The organism is Enterobacter sp. 940_PEND, assembly GCF_001059415.1.
GTDB classification, from domain to species: Bacteria; Pseudomonadota; Gammaproteobacteria; order Enterobacterales; family Enterobacteriaceae; genus Enterobacter; species Enterobacter cloacae_M.
Genome location: NZ_JUMS01000163.1, coordinates 58624 through 73832 on the forward strand (window position 1 = coordinate 58624; position 15209 = coordinate 73832).

The window sequence follows — 15209 nt, forward strand, 5'->3', positions numbered from 1 at the left end:
TACAGCAATCGCGTGAAATCAGAGAGAAAATTGCATTTTCCCTCTTGCCACCTCAGTGCTGTGCCGCTAATATTCGTCCCCGTTGTCACCGACAACACGTTGCGTTCATAGCTCAGTTGGTTAGAGCACCACCTTGACATGGTGGGGGTCGTTGGTTCGAGTCCAATTGAACGCACCATTCTGCGTCCGTAGCTCAGTTGGTTAGAGCACCACCTTGACATGGTGGGGGTCGGTGGTTCGAGTCCACTCGGACGCACCATTTCATTCCTGAAATGGTGCAAATCCTCTTCTGATATCCTGAATTTTCCTAATCCCTTATTTTCATCATTATTCTCCTGCTACGCTTTTCTTATGGAAAAAACACAGGAAACGTGTTGATGAAGAAGATCGCGATTATCGGCTCCGGCCCCACAGGGATTTACACCTTTTATCACCTCCTCAAGAACAGCACGCCGCTCTCCGTTTCCGTTTTCGAACAATCCGAAGACGCTGGCGTGGGTATGCCCTATAACGACGACGATAATTCCCGGCTGATGCTGGCGAACATTGCGAGCATTGAAATCCCGCCCATTTTTATCACCTATCTCGACTGGCTCAAGGAACAGAGTGACGCCCATCTTGCGCGCTTTAAGGTTGATAAAACCCGCCTGCATGACAGGCAGTTCCTGCCCCGGCTTCTGCTGGGTCAATATTTCCGCGACAGCTTTCTTTCCATCGTAACAGAGGCAAAAAGGCTGGGATTCAACGTTGATGTCCATGAATCTGCGAAGGTCACAGACATCATTCCCGCGACAACCGGCGTTACGCTTTCCGTCAACGGCAGCGTCTTGCCTGAACAATTCGACCTTGCGGTTATCGCCACCGGCCACGTCTGGCCAGACGAGGACGAATCCACGCGCACGTTCTTCCCAAGCCCCTGGTCCGGTCTGATGGACGCCAGTATCCCTCCCTGCCGCGTCGGTATCATGGGGACATCGTTAAGCGGTCTCGACGCGGCCATGGCGGTGGTGATGCAGCACGGTGAATTTCGTGATGATAAATTCGTGCTGGATAAAGGCAGCGACGCGTTGAAGATTGTCCTGATGTCCCGAACGGGTATTCTGCCGGAAGCCGATTTTTACTGCCCTATTCCTTACGAACCGCTGTCGGTATTGACCGAAGGCGCGGCTGAAAGCGAGATTGCCCAAGGATCGGATGGCCTGCTCGACCGTATATTTACCCTGATGGTCAAAGAGCTTCAGCTGGCTGACCCGACGTGGTGCGAGAAAATATCGCTGCATAAGCAGAATGCGGACAGCATTCGTGAGGCCTGGTTTGAGGATCGTAAACGGCACGGCCCCTTTACCTGGGCGGAAGAAAATCTCAACGAGGTTGAGCGGAACAAACGCGAGCGGCGCACCGTAGCCTGGCGCTATACCGTGCTTCGGCTGCATGAGGTGGTTCAGGAGATTGTTCCCCACCTCAACGAACGGGACAGAAAGCGCTTTAAGCAAGGCCTCGCCCGCGTATTCATCGACAACTATGCGGCCATCCCTCCGCAGTCTATCCGCAGGCTGCTCGCGCTTCGCGAAGCCGGCATCATCTGCGTGGCGACGCTCGGCGACGATTACGCGCTGGATATTGGCAGCGATCGAACGGTAATCACTACACAAGAGACCGTTTACCGTTTCGACGTGTTTATTGATGCGCGCGGGCAGAAGCCGCTCAAAACGAAGGATCTGCCCTTTCCGACGCTGCGCAAACAGCTGGAAGCCACGGGCGAAGAGATACCGGACGTCGGTGAGGATTACACCTTAAATGCGCCTGACGCCGTTCGCGGGCGCATTGCCTTCGGCGCGATACCGTGGCTGATGCACGATCGTCCCTTCGTTCAGGGGCTGGCGGAGTGTGCAGAGATTGCGGAAGCAATGGCGAAGGCGGCGGAAAAACCCGCGTCTCGATCGCGGCGCAGATTACCGTATATCGAGAACTGACAGGGCTTCCATGCCCTGCTGTCGAGGATTACTCGAAGAAGACTTCCGGATTTTCTGACAGCGAAACGAAGGTTTTCGTCGCTTTATCCAGGGCGAGGATTTTGCCGCTTTCAATGTCGTACACCCAGCCGTGCAGTCGGATGGAGTTATTACGCAGGCCCACCGCGACGGACGGGTGGGTCTTAATGTTGCTCAGCTGCGCAAACACGTTCTCCTGCACCATCGCATTGACTTTATCGATCGGCTTATCCCAGGTTTTCTTCTCAACCACGGCTTTCGCCGCGTCTGAATAGCGCAGCCAGTGTGACACAGCAGGCATCGGCTCCAGGTTCGCGTTATCGGCAATCGCCTTCATCGCGCCACAGTTGGAGTGACCGCAAATTACGATATCCGTGACGCCCAGCGCCACCACGGCGTATTCGATAGTGGCGGACACGCCTCCAGGCTCCGGCCCGAAAGGCGGTACGATGTTGCCAGCATTACGAATGACAAAGAGTTGTCCTGGCTCTTGCTGGGTGACCAGTTCCGGGACCAGACGGCTGTCGGAGCATGAGATGAACAGCGCTTTGGGATTCTGGCTGGACGCTAAACTGCGGAAGAGTTCTTTACGTTGCGGGAAAATCTCTTTTTGAAAGCTGAGAAAACCTTCAATGATATGTTGCATAGCAATGTCTCTTTTATCTGTTTTAGTTTAGGCATGATCGAGATCACACTCGTAAAGTTTACCCATCGTGGTTTACTTCAGACAAGCAATATATTTCTTGCCCGACCGCTGCACAATCTCGTCCGCACTGGCCTGGATGTTCTGCCCTTCAAACGCGCCGTAAAGACGTTCAAAGGTTTTGCCTTCGAGATGACTCACCACCGACGCCACGGTGCGGGCCGGCAGCGGAAGATAATTCGGATAGCTCCACATAAACGAGACGGCGTCTTTACCCGGCGTGACCTGCAGAATATCGCCCACCAGCAATACCCCACCCCCCTCCTGCCAGTGCAGCACCGTTCCACCGGCAAAATGCCCGCCCAGACGCAGCAGGGTGACCGACGGGAAAATATCCAGCGCATCCCCCTCCCAGAAATGAATGGCCGGGCTGTCGCGCATGACCCACTCTTTGTCGCTGGCGTGCAGATACACCGGCGCATCAAACGCCGCAGCCCACTCCTGCATGGTGGTGTAATAGTGCGGATGTGAAATAGCAATCGCGCTGATGCCGCCGAGGGCGGTAACGAGCGCTTTGGTTGCGGGGTCGAGGTTGGCGATGCAGTCCCAGAGGATATTGCCGTGGGGCGTTTGCAGGAACAGCGCCCGCTGGTTTATCGCAAACGCGGGCACCGTTTTGATCCCAAACAGCCGCGGCTCCAGCTGCTGCCATTTATTGCTATGCGTGGCGGTGACGGTGTCGAGATCGGCCCATGCCTGGCCCGTGGCGGGCACGTACTGGCGTTCATCCTCGCAAATTGGGCATCTGTCCGGGCGGGCATCGTAGGCGGTTCCGCAGGTTTTACAGAGTGTAATCATGTGCTCTCCTCAGCGATAAAGCACTGAGTATGGCAGGGATTATCCTTATGTGCTGCGAGGTACATTGCTGGCTTTTTTTGCCCTATACTGTGCCAGTATCAAAAACTGAACAGAGCAGGTGCCACATGGAAATTGATCTCGATAACTTAGTCTTTAACGGTCTGGATGAAGCCGAAGAGCGTAATGCGGAACGTCTGGACGATGCAGACAAAAAAGCACAGGCGATTGTCGCCGACGACGACTGCGGCGACGCCTGCAAGATCTAATAAAAAAGCACCGGGAAGCCGGTGCTTTTTTATTTCACTCGTTACACGTCACGCACACCTCGTTCCAGTACGTTTCGCGCGTGCGGCGCAGTTCAGCGTGACGTTTTATCATGGAACCACTCCGGGTCAATGTTGGCGACGTCGACGCCATACAGGCTGGCGACAGGCAGGATTGACTCAAGAACACGTTGCGCGCTGTTCTCCGCATTCACTGGTCGGGTCGCAAAAAACCGCCGTAACGTGCTGATCCATTTTTTCATCGTCTTACCCTCTCTCGCCGTGTCTGATCTCAGTTAAGCACTCAAATGCCGCGCGGGGGAAATACCAAAATCCACTGTCGATGTGCAGGATTTGCAAATAGCCTCCCGTTCTTTTCACTCTTCATTAACACCTTGTTCACTAATGCTTTTTTGCTCATAGCAAAGAACGATTTCTTATTTGGCGATAGCTTTCGCTTATGGGAGCGTAGCGGGGTAAAACAAAAACAACGGGATGGCGAATGACTATGGCAGCAAACATGAAAGGGTTTACCAAACGAACACTGGTTCTGGGATTACTGGCGGCGGGCAGCCTGCTTTCAGCGCAGGCACAGGCCGATCAGCTGGCGGATATTAAGGCCGCAGGGGTGGTGAAAGTGGCCACGTTTGACGCCAACCCGCCGTTTGGCTCTATTGATGCCAAAACGCACGAGATCGTCGGATATGACGTGGACTTCGCCAAAGCGCTGGCAAAATCGCTCGGCGTGAAGCTTGAACTGGTTGCCACCAATCCGGCTAACCGTATTCCGCTGCTGCAGTCCGGAAAAGCCGACCTGATCGTGGCGGATATCACTATCACCCCGGAACGCGCGCAGGTGATTGATTTCTCGACGCCTTACTTTGTCACCGGCCAGCAGTTCCTCGTGCCGGCGAAATCACCGGACAAGCTTGATGACTACAGCCGGGCGCGTATTGGCGCGGTCAAAGGAACGACGGGCGAGCAGGCGCTTCACCAGCGTTTCCCGCAGTCACGCGTGCTCTCTTATGACGATATTCCGCTGGCGCTGACGGCGCTGCGCAACGGTAACGTACAGGCCATCACCCAGGACAGCACCATTCTGGCCGGTCTGCTGGCGCAGGCGCCGGATAAAGCGAACTTTAAAATCCTGCCCGACCTGCTCAGCAAAGAAGAGATTGGCGTTGGGGTGAAAAAAGGCGAAACGGCGCTGCTGAAGGCCGTTAACGACGAGCTGGTTAACCTCGAGAAGAACGGTCAGGCAGCAAAAATCTACGATGTCTGGTTTGGCCCAAACACGCCTTCCCCACAGCCTCGCGCCTTTAAAATAGAAGCCAGATAATTATGCTCTCAGGTTTATTTTCACACTCCGCGGCCGGTGCCGCGGATTTTTCACATCTGGAACAGGCCAGCGTCGAGTTTCGTCACGTGGACAAACGCTACGGTGACCATCAGGTTTTAAACGACATTAACCTCACCATCACGCCCGGTGAAGTGGTCGCCATCCTCGGCCCTTCAGGTTCCGGTAAATCCACCCTGATCCGTCTCATCAACCAGCTTGAAACCCTGAGCGGCGGAGAGATTCTGGTCGACAACAAGCCTACCGCAAAGCTCTCCGGTACCGGGCTGCGCCAGCTGCGCAGCCGCGTGGGGTTTGTGTTCCAGCAGTTCAATCTTTACGCCCACCTCACCGCCAGCCAGAACATCACCCTGGCACTGGAGCAGGTTCACGGCTGGAAGCCGCAGCCTGCCCAGGAGCGCGCGCTGGCCCTGCTGGAGAAGGTCGGGATGCTGGAAAAAGCCCACCATTTCCCGGCAGAACTTTCCGGTGGACAGCAGCAGCGCGTCGCGATTGCCCGCGCCCTGGCCTCCTCACCGCAAATCATTCTGTTCGATGAACCCACCTCCGCGCTGGATCCGGAGATGATTGGTGAAGTGCTGTACGTGATGAAAGCCCTCGCCCACAGCGGGATCACGATGATCGTGGTAACCCACGAGATGCAGTTTGCCCGGGAAATTGCCGACCGGATTGTCTTTATCGACGGCGGGCAAATTCTGGAAACGGCGCCGCCGGCACAGTTTTTCAGCCAGCCGTCGCATCCGCGCGCGCAGCGGTTCCTGCAAAAGGTGCTCAACCCGCTGCATCAGGAGCATCTGTAATGCCCGCGCTCGACTGGCAGGGGGTTCTGACCGGACAGCCTCTGCAGTGGATACTCTCCGGATTCCTCACCACCCTGTGGGTCACGCTTGCCGGGATGCTGCTGGCCAGCCTGCTCGCACTGCTCTTTATGCTCCTGCGCTTGTCGGGCGGTCGCCCCGGGAACGCGGTTGTCAGCAGCTGGGTGTCGCTGTTTCGCAATACGCCGCTGCTGGTGCAGCTGCTGTTCTGGTATTTTGCCGCCTGGAACGGATTACCGCAGGCGTTCCGCGACGCGGTGAACGCGGATCACAGCTGGTCAATTCTACCTGGTAACGTCTGGTGGTTTACGCCCGAATTTTTATGTTCTGCCTGGGGGTTGGGCGTCTTTACCTCGGCGTTTTTAATCGAAGAGGTGGAATCGGGCTTACGTTCCGTGCCTGCCGGACAGCGGGAGGCGGCGCTCGCGCAGGGATTCTCCGCGTGGCGTCTGTTTCGTTACATCCTTCTGCCGCAGGGGCTGGCCAACGCCTGGCAGCCCGTTGTGGGGCAGTATCTTAATCTGATGAAGCTCTCCTCGCTCGCCAGCGGGATTGGCTTCGCCGAGCTGACCTATCAGGTCAGGCAGATCGAGAGCTATAACGCGCACGCGCTGGAGGCGTTTACCCTCGGTACCGCGCTCTATCTGCTGACCGGCCTGGTCATGGGGATGGTGCTGGTTCGCATCGGGCCTGACGCGAAACGTAAACGCCCAGGCGCCGCCGCCACTCGGAGTGAAAAACATGATTGCCGGACTTAACGTCATCACCGATAACCTCGACTATCTGCTGTGGGGACGCGCGGCAACGGGTGAACCGGGGGGAGTATTGCTGTCGTTAATGATGGCTGCCGGGGCCGCCGTTATCGCTCTGCCCGGAGGGATAGTGCTCGCATGTCTGGCCTGGCGCTTTACCGGGCTCGTGCGAAAGGTCCTCTTTTTATGGTCAGAGCTGATTCGCGGTATCCCGCTCATCTTCGTAATTTTCTGGATGTGGTATCTTCTGCCGCTTATGACCGGGGGCGATCTGCCGGGAGCGTTGACCGTCACGCTGGCCCTGGCCTGGTTTACCGCGGCAACGGTGATGCACTCGGTGCTGGCCGGGCTTAACGCGCTACCGTCCGGTCAATATGAGGCCGCACTGTCACAGGGATTCAGCACGCAGCAAACACTCCTGCGCGTGCTGCTGCCGCAGGCGCTGAGGAATATTCTGCCGTCGCTGGTGGGAATTTTTATCAGCCTGCTGAAGGATACGTCGCTGGCGTTTATCGTGAACGTACCGGAGCTGACCACGGTGGCGGGACAGGTCAACAACCGGGTGCAAATCTATCCGGCGGCCATTTTTATCTTTACGGGCGTGGTCTACTACCTGCTCTGCTGCTCGCTCGAGCAGCTTGCGAAACGCTGGCGCATTACCCGGCCAGCGCTTTAACCACCGTTTCCATCGCTTCGGTTGTCAGTTGACTGCGCTTAACGCGCTGGTTCGCCAGCGCGGTACGCAGGACTCCGGCAATGACAATATGCTTTGGCTCCTGCCCTAAATCACGCATCTCAAGCACCACCTTTCCGACCACCCGGCACATCTCCTGGTACAGCGCTTCATCTTTGGTCACGTTACCCATCGTCATCACTCCATTGCCTTTTAAACGTTGAGCTTAAATGATTCTCCTGCCGGATACAAAAAAGAAGCCCGGCGAGAGACTCGCCGGGCTTCATCTGTAAAATCAGTAAATTAGTTGTTTACTGGGATGACCGCGCCTTTGTACTTGGTGCGGATCCAGTCCTGAATCTCTTTCGAGTGCAGCACGTTCACCAGCGCAACGATATCTTTCTTCTTCTCGTCGCCGCGATGCACGGTAATGATGTTGGCGTACGGGTTATTTTCACCGCTCTCTACCGCAATCGGGTCGTGAACCGGATCCAGACCGGCGTCAATCGCGTAGTTGGCGTTAATCACCACCGCATCACCTTCGTTGTTGTTGTACATCTGCGGCAGCAGAGAGGCTTCCACGTTCGGCGTGAACTTCAGCTTTTTAGGGTTCTCAACGATGTCGCTGATGCGCGCGGTCACTTTATCGATGCCCGGCTTCAGCTTGATCACGCCCTCTTTCTCGAAGATGGAGAGAATACGCCCCTCTTCAGAAACCGCGTCACGCATGATGATCTTGCCACCTTCAGGCAGGTCTTTCAGCGACTTGTATTTTTTGGAGTAGATGCCGATTGGCTCAATGTGGATCGCGCCCGCACTGACGAAATCGTAGTCTTTATCGCCCGCATGATCCTTCAGCACGCTGTTCAGGTAAGGAATGTGCTGGAAATAGTTCGCGTCGATGTCATGACCCGCCAGCGCGGTGTTCGGCAGAATGTAGTCCTGGAACGGTTTGATCTCCAGGTCGATACCCTGCTTCGCCAGAATTGGCTTTGCCTGCTCCAGAATTTCGGCGTGCGGCGTGTTGGATGCGCCCACGGTCAGGGTGTCGGCCCAGGAGGCGAAGCTCAGGGCGCTCAGGGTTGCGGCGGCGATCAGTGTCAGTGTTTTTTTCATGATGTGGTTCCTGTGTGTATTTATTAGCGTTTATCTAACAGTGAAGTAATGACATCGCCGCAGAACTGGATAATGAAAACGATGATCAGAATGGTCACCGTTGCCACCAGCGTGACGTCACCATGGTTGCGCTGGAATCCTTCCAGATAAGCCAGATTTCCCAAACCGCCGGCGCCAATCACCCCCGCCATTGCGCTGTAGCTCACCAGCGCAATGAGCGTCACCGTAATACCCGATACCAGTGCGGGTGATGATTCCGGCAGTAAAACCCGAAACACTAACGTGCTCAGTCGTGCGCCCATCGAGCGCGTTGCTTCGATGACGCCTTTATCCACTTCACGCAGGGCGATCTCCACCAGGCGTGCGTAGAACGGTGCCGCGCCCACAATCAGCGCCGGCAGCGCCGCGTTGGCGCCAAGAATGGTGCCGACGACGGTCTTGGTGAACGGGATCAGCAGGACAATCAAAATGATGAACGGAATAGAGCGGAACACGTTCACCACAATCGAAATCACGCTGTAAACCGTGCGGTTGTGGAACAGCCCGCCGCGTGCGGTTAAAAACAGCGCCAGCCCCAGCACGATGCCCAGCACAAAGGTCGCCACGCCGGACAGCGCGGTCATGTACAGCGTCTCAAGCGTAGCCGCCCAGAGCTGATCCCATTTGAGATGCGGAAAGAGATTCTCAGCCATGTTTAATCACCTCGCCTTCAATATCGCTGTGCTGCAGGTCGGCGAGGATATTGTTCAGTTGTTCATCGGATGCCACGACATGTACCCAGAGCTGACCAAACACACCGTGGGCGGTTTGCGTCATTTTCCCGTGCAGGATGTTAAACGGCAGGCCGTAGCGCAGGGTCAGTTCACCCACAATCGGCTTATGGGTGCTGTGCCCGGTAAAGGTCAGCCTGATGACCGTGCCTTCCAGATCCTTTGCCAGTTCGGTATTGAAAGTTTCCTCTTCGGCGTACTGGCTCACCTGGCGGACAAACTGCTGCGTAATCGGCTGCTGCGGATGGGTAAAGACGCTCAGCACGTCGCCCTCTTCCACCACTTTACCGTTCTCCATCACCGCCACGCGGTCGCAGATTTTGCGCACTACGTGCATCTCGTGGGTGATCAGCACGATGGTCAGCCTGAAGCGGCGGTTAATATCCAGCAGCAGATCGAGGATCTGATCGGTGGTCTGCGGGTCGAGCGCGGACGTGGCTTCATCGCAGAGCAGCACGTCAGGGCTGTTCGCCAAAGCGCGCGCAATACCCACGCGCTGCTTTTGCCCGCCGCTCAGCTGGGACGGGTACGCATTCTCGCGCCCCTTCAGGCCGACCAGATCCACCAGCTCGGCGACGCGCGCCTTGATGCTGGCTTTTGGCACACCGGCGATTTGCATCGAGAAAGCGATATTCTCGCTCACCGTGCGCGACCACAGCAGGTTGAAGTGCTGGAACACCATGCTGATTTTCAGGCGCGTCTGGCGCAGCGCTTCACCCTTTGCCGCAGAGATATCCTGTCCGTTAATGGTGACGCTTCCGGCGCTGGGTTTTTCCAGGCCGTTCAGCAGACGAATCAGCGTGCTTTTCCCGGCTCCGCTGTAGCCGATAATTCCGTAAATCTGTCCCTGCTCTATCGTCAAATTGACGTTATCAACGGCAGTCAGCGCGACCTTTCCGTTGTCAAAAACCTTCGAAATATTCCTGAGTACGATCATTCTTATTCTTTATCCGTTTCGCGCATGGCTGTTTAGCAGTATGGATGTCCAAACGATAGTAAACAGGCGTTATCAGCTTTCAAATGAACAAAAAAGAATGTGTTATAACTTTGGGAAATAAACAGCGTATTTACAGGGTGGGAAGCATTTAGACCAATTTCAGCAATGATTATCTGCTGGATGCATATCTGCTGGCAGACACCCGCTAAAAACGGTCATTTTTTCAGCACTTCATGCCGATATAGCCATCCCCACATCCAGACAACTATACGTCTTGCTGTCCTGACATCCAAAAATGGCATTTATATTCCGTTCTGTTCTAAAAGGCAGTGAATGGTTCTTTATTGCGAAATTTTCGCCGCTCTATCATCCCGTCATGACATCCAGAAAGGAAAACATCATGACGATTTACCACTCCGTCACTGAACTGATTGGCCGTACCCCGCTTATCCAGTTGCACAAGCTTGATACCGGCCCCTGCTCGCTGTTCCTGAAGCTGGAAAACCAGAATCCGGGCGGCTCTATTAAGGATCGCGTTGCGCTGTCGATGATTAACGAAGCGGAGCGTACCGGCCAGCTGCAGCCGGGCGGCACGATTATTGAGGCGACGGCGGGGAATACCGGTCTCGGCCTGGCGCTGATCGCCGCCCAGAAAGGCTACTCGCTGATCCTGGTGGTGCCGGACAAAATGAGCCGCGAGAAGATTTTCCACCTGCGCGCGCTGGGTGCCCAGGTGGTGCTGACCCGCTCCGACGTCAACAAGGGCCATCCCGCCTATTACCAGGATTACGCCCAGCGCCTGGCCAACGAGCTGCCCGGCGCGTTTTACATCGACCAGTTCAATAACGAGGCCAACCCGCTGGCGCACCGCACCACCACGGCACCGGAACTGTACGAGCAGCTTGACGGCAAGATCGACGCCATCGTGGTGGGCGTCGGCTCAGGCGGTACGCTGGGCGGCCTGCAGGCGTGGTTCGCCGAGCACTCTCCGCACACGGAGTTCGTCCTGGCAGACCCGGCCGGATCGGTTCTGGCCGACCAGGTGGAAACCGGACGCTATCACGACGCGGGCTCCTGGCTGGTTGAGGGTATTGGCGAAGACTTTATTCCGCCGCTGGCCCACATTGAAGGGGTGAATCGCGCCTGGCGCATCACCGACCGAGAGGCCTTCACCACCGCGCGCGACCTGCTGAAAACGGAAGGCATTCTGGCGGGCTCTTCCAGCGGCACGCTGCTGGCGGCCGCGCTGAAATATTGCCAGGCGCAGACCACACCGAAACGCGTGGTGACCTTCGCCTGCGACAGCGGCAATAAGTATCTCTCGAAGATGTTCAACGACGACTGGATGCGACAGCAGGGGCTCATCACGCGCCCTCAGGCCGGCGATCTCTCTGACTACATCGCCCTGCGCCACGATGAAGGCGCCACCGTTACCGCCGCCCCGGACGACACGCTTTCCACCGTACTGGCACGCATGCGCCTGTATGACATCTCCCAGCTGCCGGTGCTGGAGAACGGCAAGGTGGTGGGCATTATCGACGAGTGGGATCTTCTGCGGCATATCGGCGGCGACGGCGATCGCTTCGCGCTTCCGGTGACGGCAGCCATGACGCGCCAGGTGGAGTTTCTTGATAAACACGCCCCGGAAAGCGCCCTGAACGCCATCTTCGACCGCGGTCTGGTGGCCGTGATTAATGACAACGACCGTTTTCTCGGTCTGATTACGCGCAGCGACGTTCTGACCGCCTGGCGCAACCGTCTTCAGCAATAAAGGAATCGATGATGAAAAACTTGGCTACCCTGAGCGTACACAGCGGCGAGTTCAACGACCAGCACGGCGCCGTCATGCCGCCGATTTACGCCACCTCGACGTTTGCGCAACCGTCACCCGGCGAGCATACCGGCTATGAATATTCCCGCAGCGGCAACCCTACACGCCATGCGCTGGAAACCGCCATCGCCGAACTGGAAGGCGGCACGCGCGGCTACGCCTTCGCCTCCGGTCTGGCGGCCATCTCCACGGTGCTCGAACTGCTGGACAAAGACAGCCATATCGTCGCCATTGATGACGTTTACGGCGGGACGTACCGCCTGATTGAAAACGTGCGCAAGCGCAGCACCGGCCTGCAGGTCAGCTGGGTTAAACCGGACGACTTAGCCGGTCTTGAGGACGCCATCCGCCCGGATACCCGCATGGTGTGGGTCGAAACGCCAACCAATCCGCTGCTGAAGCTGGCGGATCTGGCGGCCATTGCGGCGATCGCCCGCCGTCATAACGTCATCAGCGTGGCGGATAACACCTTCGCGTCGCCGGTGATCCACCGTCCGCTGGAGTCGGGTTTCGATATCGTGGTGCACTCCGCCACCAAATACCTGAACGGCCACTCTGACGTGGTGGCCGGGCTGGCGATTGTCGGGGATAACAGTGAACTGGCGGATAAGCTGAGTTATCTGCAAAACGCGGTAGGCGGCGTACTGGATCCGTTCAGCAGCTTCCTGACGCTGCGCGGTATTCGCACGCTTGCGTTGAGGGTAGAAAAGCACAGCACCAACGCGCTGGCGATTGCGCAATGGCTGGATCAGCACCCTCTGGTCGAAAAAGTGTTCTATCCCGGCCTGGAATCGCATCCGCAATATCAGCTTGCCCGCACGCAGATGGCCCTGCCCGGTGGGATGATTTCCGTCGTGGTAAAAGGCGATGCGCAACGAGTCACCGAGGTGATTCGCAACCTGAAGCTGTTCACCCTCGCGGAAAGCCTCGGCGGTGTGGAAAGTCTGGTGAGCCAGCCTTACAGCATGACGCACGCCTCGATTCCGCTGGAGCAACGCCTGGCAAACGGCATTGTGCCGCAGCTTATCCGTCTGTCAGTCGGGATTGAAGATCCGAAAGACCTGATTGCCGATCTCAGTCAGGCGCTGCAAAAATAAGCAAAACGCGGCAGGTCAACCACCTGCCGTCATAAGTTGTCATCATGGCTTAACGCCTTGATAACAATATTATGTGAAACTGCACAGATTATTTCTGAAACACCGTTTCCATTTTCCTTTTATCTTAAAATCAGCGTATAATGCGCGCCTAATCCCTGGTGAATGGTTTCAGCGCTTGGAATACAAAAAACAACGTACAACTTCTCCCCTCCTTCGTTGGGCTGTCACTCAGGCACACTTTCTTCTGCACGCTCATTTGATGTCTCCTATCCTTAGTGCGTGCCATATACTCTTTTGCAACACAGGTTTGACTCCGCGGCGGTGCGCCCCCGGAGCGAGATTTCCATATCCTTCCCAACTTAAAGACTAAGACTGTCATGAAAAAGACGAAAATTGTTTGTACTATCGGCCCGAAAACCGAATCTGAAGAGATGCTGACCAAAATGCTGGACGCCGGCATGAACGTGATGCGTCTGAACTTCTCCCACGGTGATTACGCAGAACACGGTCAGCGTATCCAGAACTTGCGCAACGTGATGAGCAAGACCGGTAAAAAAGCTGCCATCCTGCTGGACACCAAAGGTCCAGAAATCCGTACCATCAAACTGGAAGGCGGTAACGACGTCTCTCTGAAAGCGGGCCAGACCTTCACCTTCACCACCGACAAATCCGTTGTCGGCAACAGCGAAATCGTTGCAGTGACCTATGAAGGCTTCACCAACGACCTGTCCGTCGGTAACACCGTGCTGGTAGACGATGGTCTGATCGGTATGGAAGTCACCGCTATCGAAGGCAACAAGGTTATCTGTAAGGTGCTGAACAACGGCGACCTGGGCGAAAACAAAGGCGTTAACCTGCCGGGCGTTTCTATCGCACTGCCAGCACTGGCTGAAAAAGACAAACAGGACCTGATCTTCGGTTGCGAACAAGGCGTTGACTTTGTTGCGGCCTCCTTCATCCGTAAGCGCTCAGACGTGGTTGAAATCCGCGAGCACCTGAAAGCGCACGGCGGCGAGAAGATCCAGATCATCTCCAAAATTGAAAACCAGGAAGGCCTGAACAACTTCGACGAAATCCTCGAAGCGTCTGACGGCATTATGGTTGCTCGTGGCGACCTGGGCGTTGAAATCCCGGTTGAAGAAGTGATCTTCGCGCAGAAGATGATGATCGAGAAATGTGTACGCGCGCGTAAAGTGGTTATCACCGCAACGCAGATGCTGGACTCCATGATCAAAAACCCGCGCCCAACCCGCGCTGAAGCAGGCGACGTGGCAAACGCCATCCTCGACGGTACTGATGCGGTTATGCTGTCCGGCGAATCCGCGAAGGGTAAATACCCGCTGGAAGCGGTGACCATCATGGCTACCATCTGCGAACGTACCGACCGCGTAATGAAAAGCCGTCTGGACTACAACAACGACAGCCGCAAGCTGCGCATCACCGAAGCGGTATGCCGCGGTGCGGTAGAAACCGCTGAGAAACTGGAAGCCCCACTGATTGTGGTTGCCACTCAGGGCGGTAAATCTGCTCGCGCGGTGCGTAAATACTTCCCGGATGCGACTATCCTGGCGCTGACCACCAACGAAACCACGGCTCGTCAGCTGGTGCTGAGCAAAGGCGTGATCCCACACCTGGTGAAAGAGATCGCCTCTACGGATGATTTCTACCGTCTGGGTAAAGAAGTGGCTCTGGAGCTGGTGGATCGTGGTCTGGCACAGAAAGGTGACGTTGTGGTCATGGTTTCTGGCGCACTGGTACCAAGCGGCACTACCAATACCGCATCTGTTCACGTGCTGTAATAATTCCCGAACGAATTAATTTGGATAAAAAGCGCCCTCCGGGCGCTTTTTTTATTCCTGGCATTAGCCAAACGCATTCAAAATGCAAATCGGGTTTTTCTATTTAATTGCGAATTATCTAAGATGAATCCGATGATAAATGCCTTTTTTTCCTTAGATTTTTGCCCGAAAAGGGCTGATTCGATGCTTCTTTGAGCGAACGATCAAAAATAGGTGTATTCCCATCAAAAAAATATTCTCAACCCAAAAAACTTTGTGTAATACTTGTAACGCTACATGGAGATTAACTCAATCTAGAGGGTAT

Annotated in this window: 17 protein-coding genes and 2 tRNA genes; 12 read left to right on the forward strand and 7 right to left on the reverse strand. The window is 55.8% G+C overall.

The window, feature by feature from the left end:
* Window positions 1-101: 101 nt before the first annotated feature.
* The 3 genes from ADJ24_RS22895 (at window position 102) to ADJ24_RS22905 (ending at window position 1973) form a co-directional block, all read left to right on the forward strand.
* Window positions 102-178 (forward strand) — tRNA-Val (locus ADJ24_RS22895).
* A 4-nt stretch (window positions 179-182) separates the two neighbouring features.
* Window positions 183-259: transfer RNA gene (locus ADJ24_RS22900), tRNA-Val, on the forward strand.
* 118 nt (window positions 260-377) lie between these two features.
* A complete protein-coding gene (locus ADJ24_RS22905; RefSeq protein ID WP_023311345.1) occupies window positions 378-1973 on the forward strand; it encodes an FAD-NAD(P)-binding protein in 1596 nt (531 codons plus the stop codon).
* A gap of 28 nt (window positions 1974-2001) precedes the next feature.
* On the opposite strand, the gene ADJ24_RS22910 is transcribed toward ADJ24_RS22905, so the two are convergent.
* Window positions 2002-2637: a carbonic anhydrase gene (locus ADJ24_RS22910; RefSeq protein ID WP_023311344.1), complete on the reverse strand. Its 636-nt coding sequence runs from the start codon at window positions 2635-2637 to the stop codon at window positions 2002-2004.
* Between the two features lie 72 nt (window positions 2638-2709).
* Entirely contained in the window at window positions 2710-3492 is a 783-nt protein-coding gene (locus ADJ24_RS22915; protein WP_023311343.1) for an MBL fold metallo-hydrolase, read from the reverse strand.
* 125 nt (window positions 3493-3617) lie between these two features.
* Between ADJ24_RS22915 and ADJ24_RS25225 the strand changes: the two genes are divergently transcribed.
* Complete coding sequence (locus ADJ24_RS25225) at window positions 3618-3758, forward strand: hypothetical protein (RefSeq protein ID WP_003857665.1); 141 nt, start codon at window positions 3618-3620, stop codon at window positions 3756-3758.
* A 92-nt stretch (window positions 3759-3850) separates the two neighbouring features.
* Here ADJ24_RS25225 and ADJ24_RS25400 read toward each other — a convergent pair whose 3' ends face one another.
* A complete protein-coding gene (locus tag ADJ24_RS25400) occupies window positions 3851-4018 on the reverse strand; it encodes a hypothetical protein (RefSeq protein WP_014831607.1) in 168 nt (55 codons plus the stop codon).
* Window positions 4019-4263: 245 nt separating this feature from the next.
* Between ADJ24_RS25400 and ADJ24_RS22920 the strand changes: the two genes are divergently transcribed.
* The 4 genes from ADJ24_RS22920 to ADJ24_RS22935 are packed head-to-tail and all read left to right on the forward strand — an operon-like array spanning window position 4264 to window position 7358.
* On the forward strand, window positions 4264-5094 hold the full coding sequence (locus ADJ24_RS22920; protein ID WP_161798672.1) for an ABC transporter substrate-binding protein: 831 nt from the start codon (window positions 4264-4266) through the stop codon (window positions 5092-5094).
* Window positions 5095-5096: 2 nt separating this feature from the next.
* Window positions 5097-5912: an amino acid ABC transporter ATP-binding protein gene (locus tag ADJ24_RS22925; protein ID WP_023311341.1), complete on the forward strand. Its 816-nt coding sequence runs from the start codon at window positions 5097-5099 to the stop codon at window positions 5910-5912.
* Window positions 5912-6688: an amino acid ABC transporter permease gene (locus ADJ24_RS22930; protein ID WP_023311340.1), complete on the forward strand. Its 777-nt coding sequence runs from the start codon at window positions 5912-5914 to the stop codon at window positions 6686-6688. Before ADJ24_RS22925 ends, ADJ24_RS22930 begins: the two co-directional genes overlap by 1 nt.
* Window positions 6672-7358 carry an amino acid ABC transporter permease gene (locus ADJ24_RS22935; protein WP_023311339.1) on the forward strand — a complete coding sequence of 229 codons (687 nt, stop codon included), beginning with the start codon at window positions 6672-6674 and terminating at the stop codon, window positions 7356-7358. The genes ADJ24_RS22930 and ADJ24_RS22935 overlap by 17 nt, the downstream gene beginning before the upstream one ends.
* Here the strand turns inward: ADJ24_RS22935 and fumD are convergent.
* The 4 genes from fumD to ADJ24_RS22955 all read right to left on the reverse strand — a co-directional run bounded on the left by fumD (window position 7339) and on the right by ADJ24_RS22955 (window position 10178).
* Window positions 7339-7548 (reverse strand): fumarate hydratase FumD, encoded by a 210-nt coding sequence (gene fumD / locus ADJ24_RS22940; RefSeq protein WP_023311338.1) that lies wholly within the window; start codon window positions 7546-7548, stop codon window positions 7339-7341. The genes ADJ24_RS22935 and fumD overlap by 20 nt on opposite strands.
* 110 nt (window positions 7549-7658) lie before the next feature.
* Window positions 7659-8471: a MetQ/NlpA family ABC transporter substrate-binding protein gene (locus tag ADJ24_RS22945; RefSeq protein ID WP_008500616.1), complete on the reverse strand. Its 813-nt coding sequence runs from the start codon at window positions 8469-8471 to the stop codon at window positions 7659-7661.
* A 23-nt stretch (window positions 8472-8494) separates the two neighbouring features.
* Window positions 8495-9163, reverse strand: coding sequence for a methionine ABC transporter permease (locus ADJ24_RS22950; RefSeq protein WP_008500617.1), 669 nt, complete (start codon window positions 9161-9163; stop codon window positions 8495-8497).
* Window positions 9156-10178, reverse strand: coding sequence for a methionine ABC transporter ATP-binding protein (locus ADJ24_RS22955; protein ID WP_023311337.1), 1023 nt, complete (start codon window positions 10176-10178; stop codon window positions 9156-9158). The genes ADJ24_RS22950 and ADJ24_RS22955 overlap by 8 nt, the downstream gene beginning before the upstream one ends.
* A 400-nt stretch (window positions 10179-10578) precedes the next feature.
* Between ADJ24_RS22955 and ADJ24_RS22960 the strand changes: the two genes are divergently transcribed.
* The 4 genes from ADJ24_RS22960 to pykF all read left to right on the forward strand — a co-directional run bounded on the left by ADJ24_RS22960 (window position 10579) and on the right by pykF (window position 14905).
* Window positions 10579-11949, forward strand: a complete 1371-nt coding sequence (locus tag ADJ24_RS22960; protein ID WP_023311336.1) for a pyridoxal-phosphate dependent enzyme — start codon at window positions 10579-10581, stop codon at window positions 11947-11949.
* Between the two features lie 11 nt (window positions 11950-11960).
* A complete protein-coding gene (locus tag ADJ24_RS22965; RefSeq protein ID WP_023311335.1) occupies window positions 11961-13106 on the forward strand; it encodes a trans-sulfuration enzyme family protein in 1146 nt (381 codons plus the stop codon).
* 73 nt (window positions 13107-13179) lie between these two features.
* Window positions 13180-13476: a hypothetical protein gene (locus ADJ24_RS25875; RefSeq protein WP_418921897.1), complete on the forward strand. Its 297-nt coding sequence runs from the start codon at window positions 13180-13182 to the stop codon at window positions 13474-13476.
* A gap of 7 nt (window positions 13477-13483) precedes the next feature.
* Complete coding sequence (pykF, locus tag ADJ24_RS22970) at window positions 13484-14905, forward strand: pyruvate kinase PykF (protein ID WP_023311333.1); 1422 nt, start codon at window positions 13484-13486, stop codon at window positions 14903-14905.
* The last annotated feature ends 304 nt before the right edge of the window (window positions 14906-15209 follow it).

Excerpts from the sequence above, each read along its gene's own strand:
- ADJ24_RS22905 (WP_023311345.1), top strand. The coding sequence starts at position 378 with ATGAAGAAGATCGCGATTATCGGCTCCGGCCCCACAGGGATTTACACC.
- ADJ24_RS22930 (WP_023311340.1), top strand. The coding sequence starts at position 5,912 with ATGCCCGCGCTCGACTGGCAGGGGGTTCTGACCGGACAGCCTCTGCAG.
- ADJ24_RS22910 (WP_023311344.1), bottom strand. The coding sequence starts at position 2,637 with ATGCAACATATCATTGAAGGTTTTCTCAGCTTTCAAAAAGAGATTTTC.
- ADJ24_RS25225 (WP_003857665.1), top strand. The coding sequence starts at position 3,618 with ATGGAAATTGATCTCGATAACTTAGTCTTTAACGGTCTGGATGAAGCC.
- ADJ24_RS25400 (WP_014831607.1), bottom strand. The coding sequence starts at position 4,018 with ATGAAAAAATGGATCAGCACGTTACGGCGGTTTTTTGCGACCCGACCA.
- ADJ24_RS22950 (WP_008500617.1), bottom strand. The coding sequence starts at position 9,163 with ATGGCTGAGAATCTCTTTCCGCATCTCAAATGGGATCAGCTCTGGGCG.
- ADJ24_RS22960 (WP_023311336.1), top strand. The coding sequence starts at position 10,579 with ATGACGATTTACCACTCCGTCACTGAACTGATTGGCCGTACCCCGCTT.
- ADJ24_RS22925 (WP_023311341.1), top strand. The coding sequence starts at position 5,097 with ATGCTCTCAGGTTTATTTTCACACTCCGCGGCCGGTGCCGCGGATTTT.
- ADJ24_RS22915 (WP_023311343.1), bottom strand. The coding sequence starts at position 3,492 with ATGATTACACTCTGTAAAACCTGCGGAACCGCCTACGATGCCCGCCCG.
- ADJ24_RS22945 (WP_008500616.1), bottom strand. The coding sequence starts at position 8,471 with ATGAAAAAAACACTGACACTGATCGCCGCCGCAACCCTGAGCGCCCTG.
- ADJ24_RS22965 (WP_023311335.1), top strand. The coding sequence starts at position 11,961 with ATGAAAAACTTGGCTACCCTGAGCGTACACAGCGGCGAGTTCAACGAC.
- pykF (WP_023311333.1), top strand. The coding sequence starts at position 13,484 with ATGAAAAAGACGAAAATTGTTTGTACTATCGGCCCGAAAACCGAATCT.
- fumD (WP_023311338.1), bottom strand. The coding sequence starts at position 7,548 with ATGGGTAACGTGACCAAAGATGAAGCGCTGTACCAGGAGATGTGCCGG.
- ADJ24_RS22935 (WP_023311339.1), top strand. The coding sequence starts at position 6,672 with ATGATTGCCGGACTTAACGTCATCACCGATAACCTCGACTATCTGCTG.
- ADJ24_RS22920 (WP_161798672.1), top strand. The coding sequence starts at position 4,264 with ATGGCAGCAAACATGAAAGGGTTTACCAAACGAACACTGGTTCTGGGA.
- ADJ24_RS22955 (WP_023311337.1), bottom strand. The coding sequence starts at position 10,178 with ATGATCGTACTCAGGAATATTTCGAAGGTTTTTGACAACGGAAAGGTC.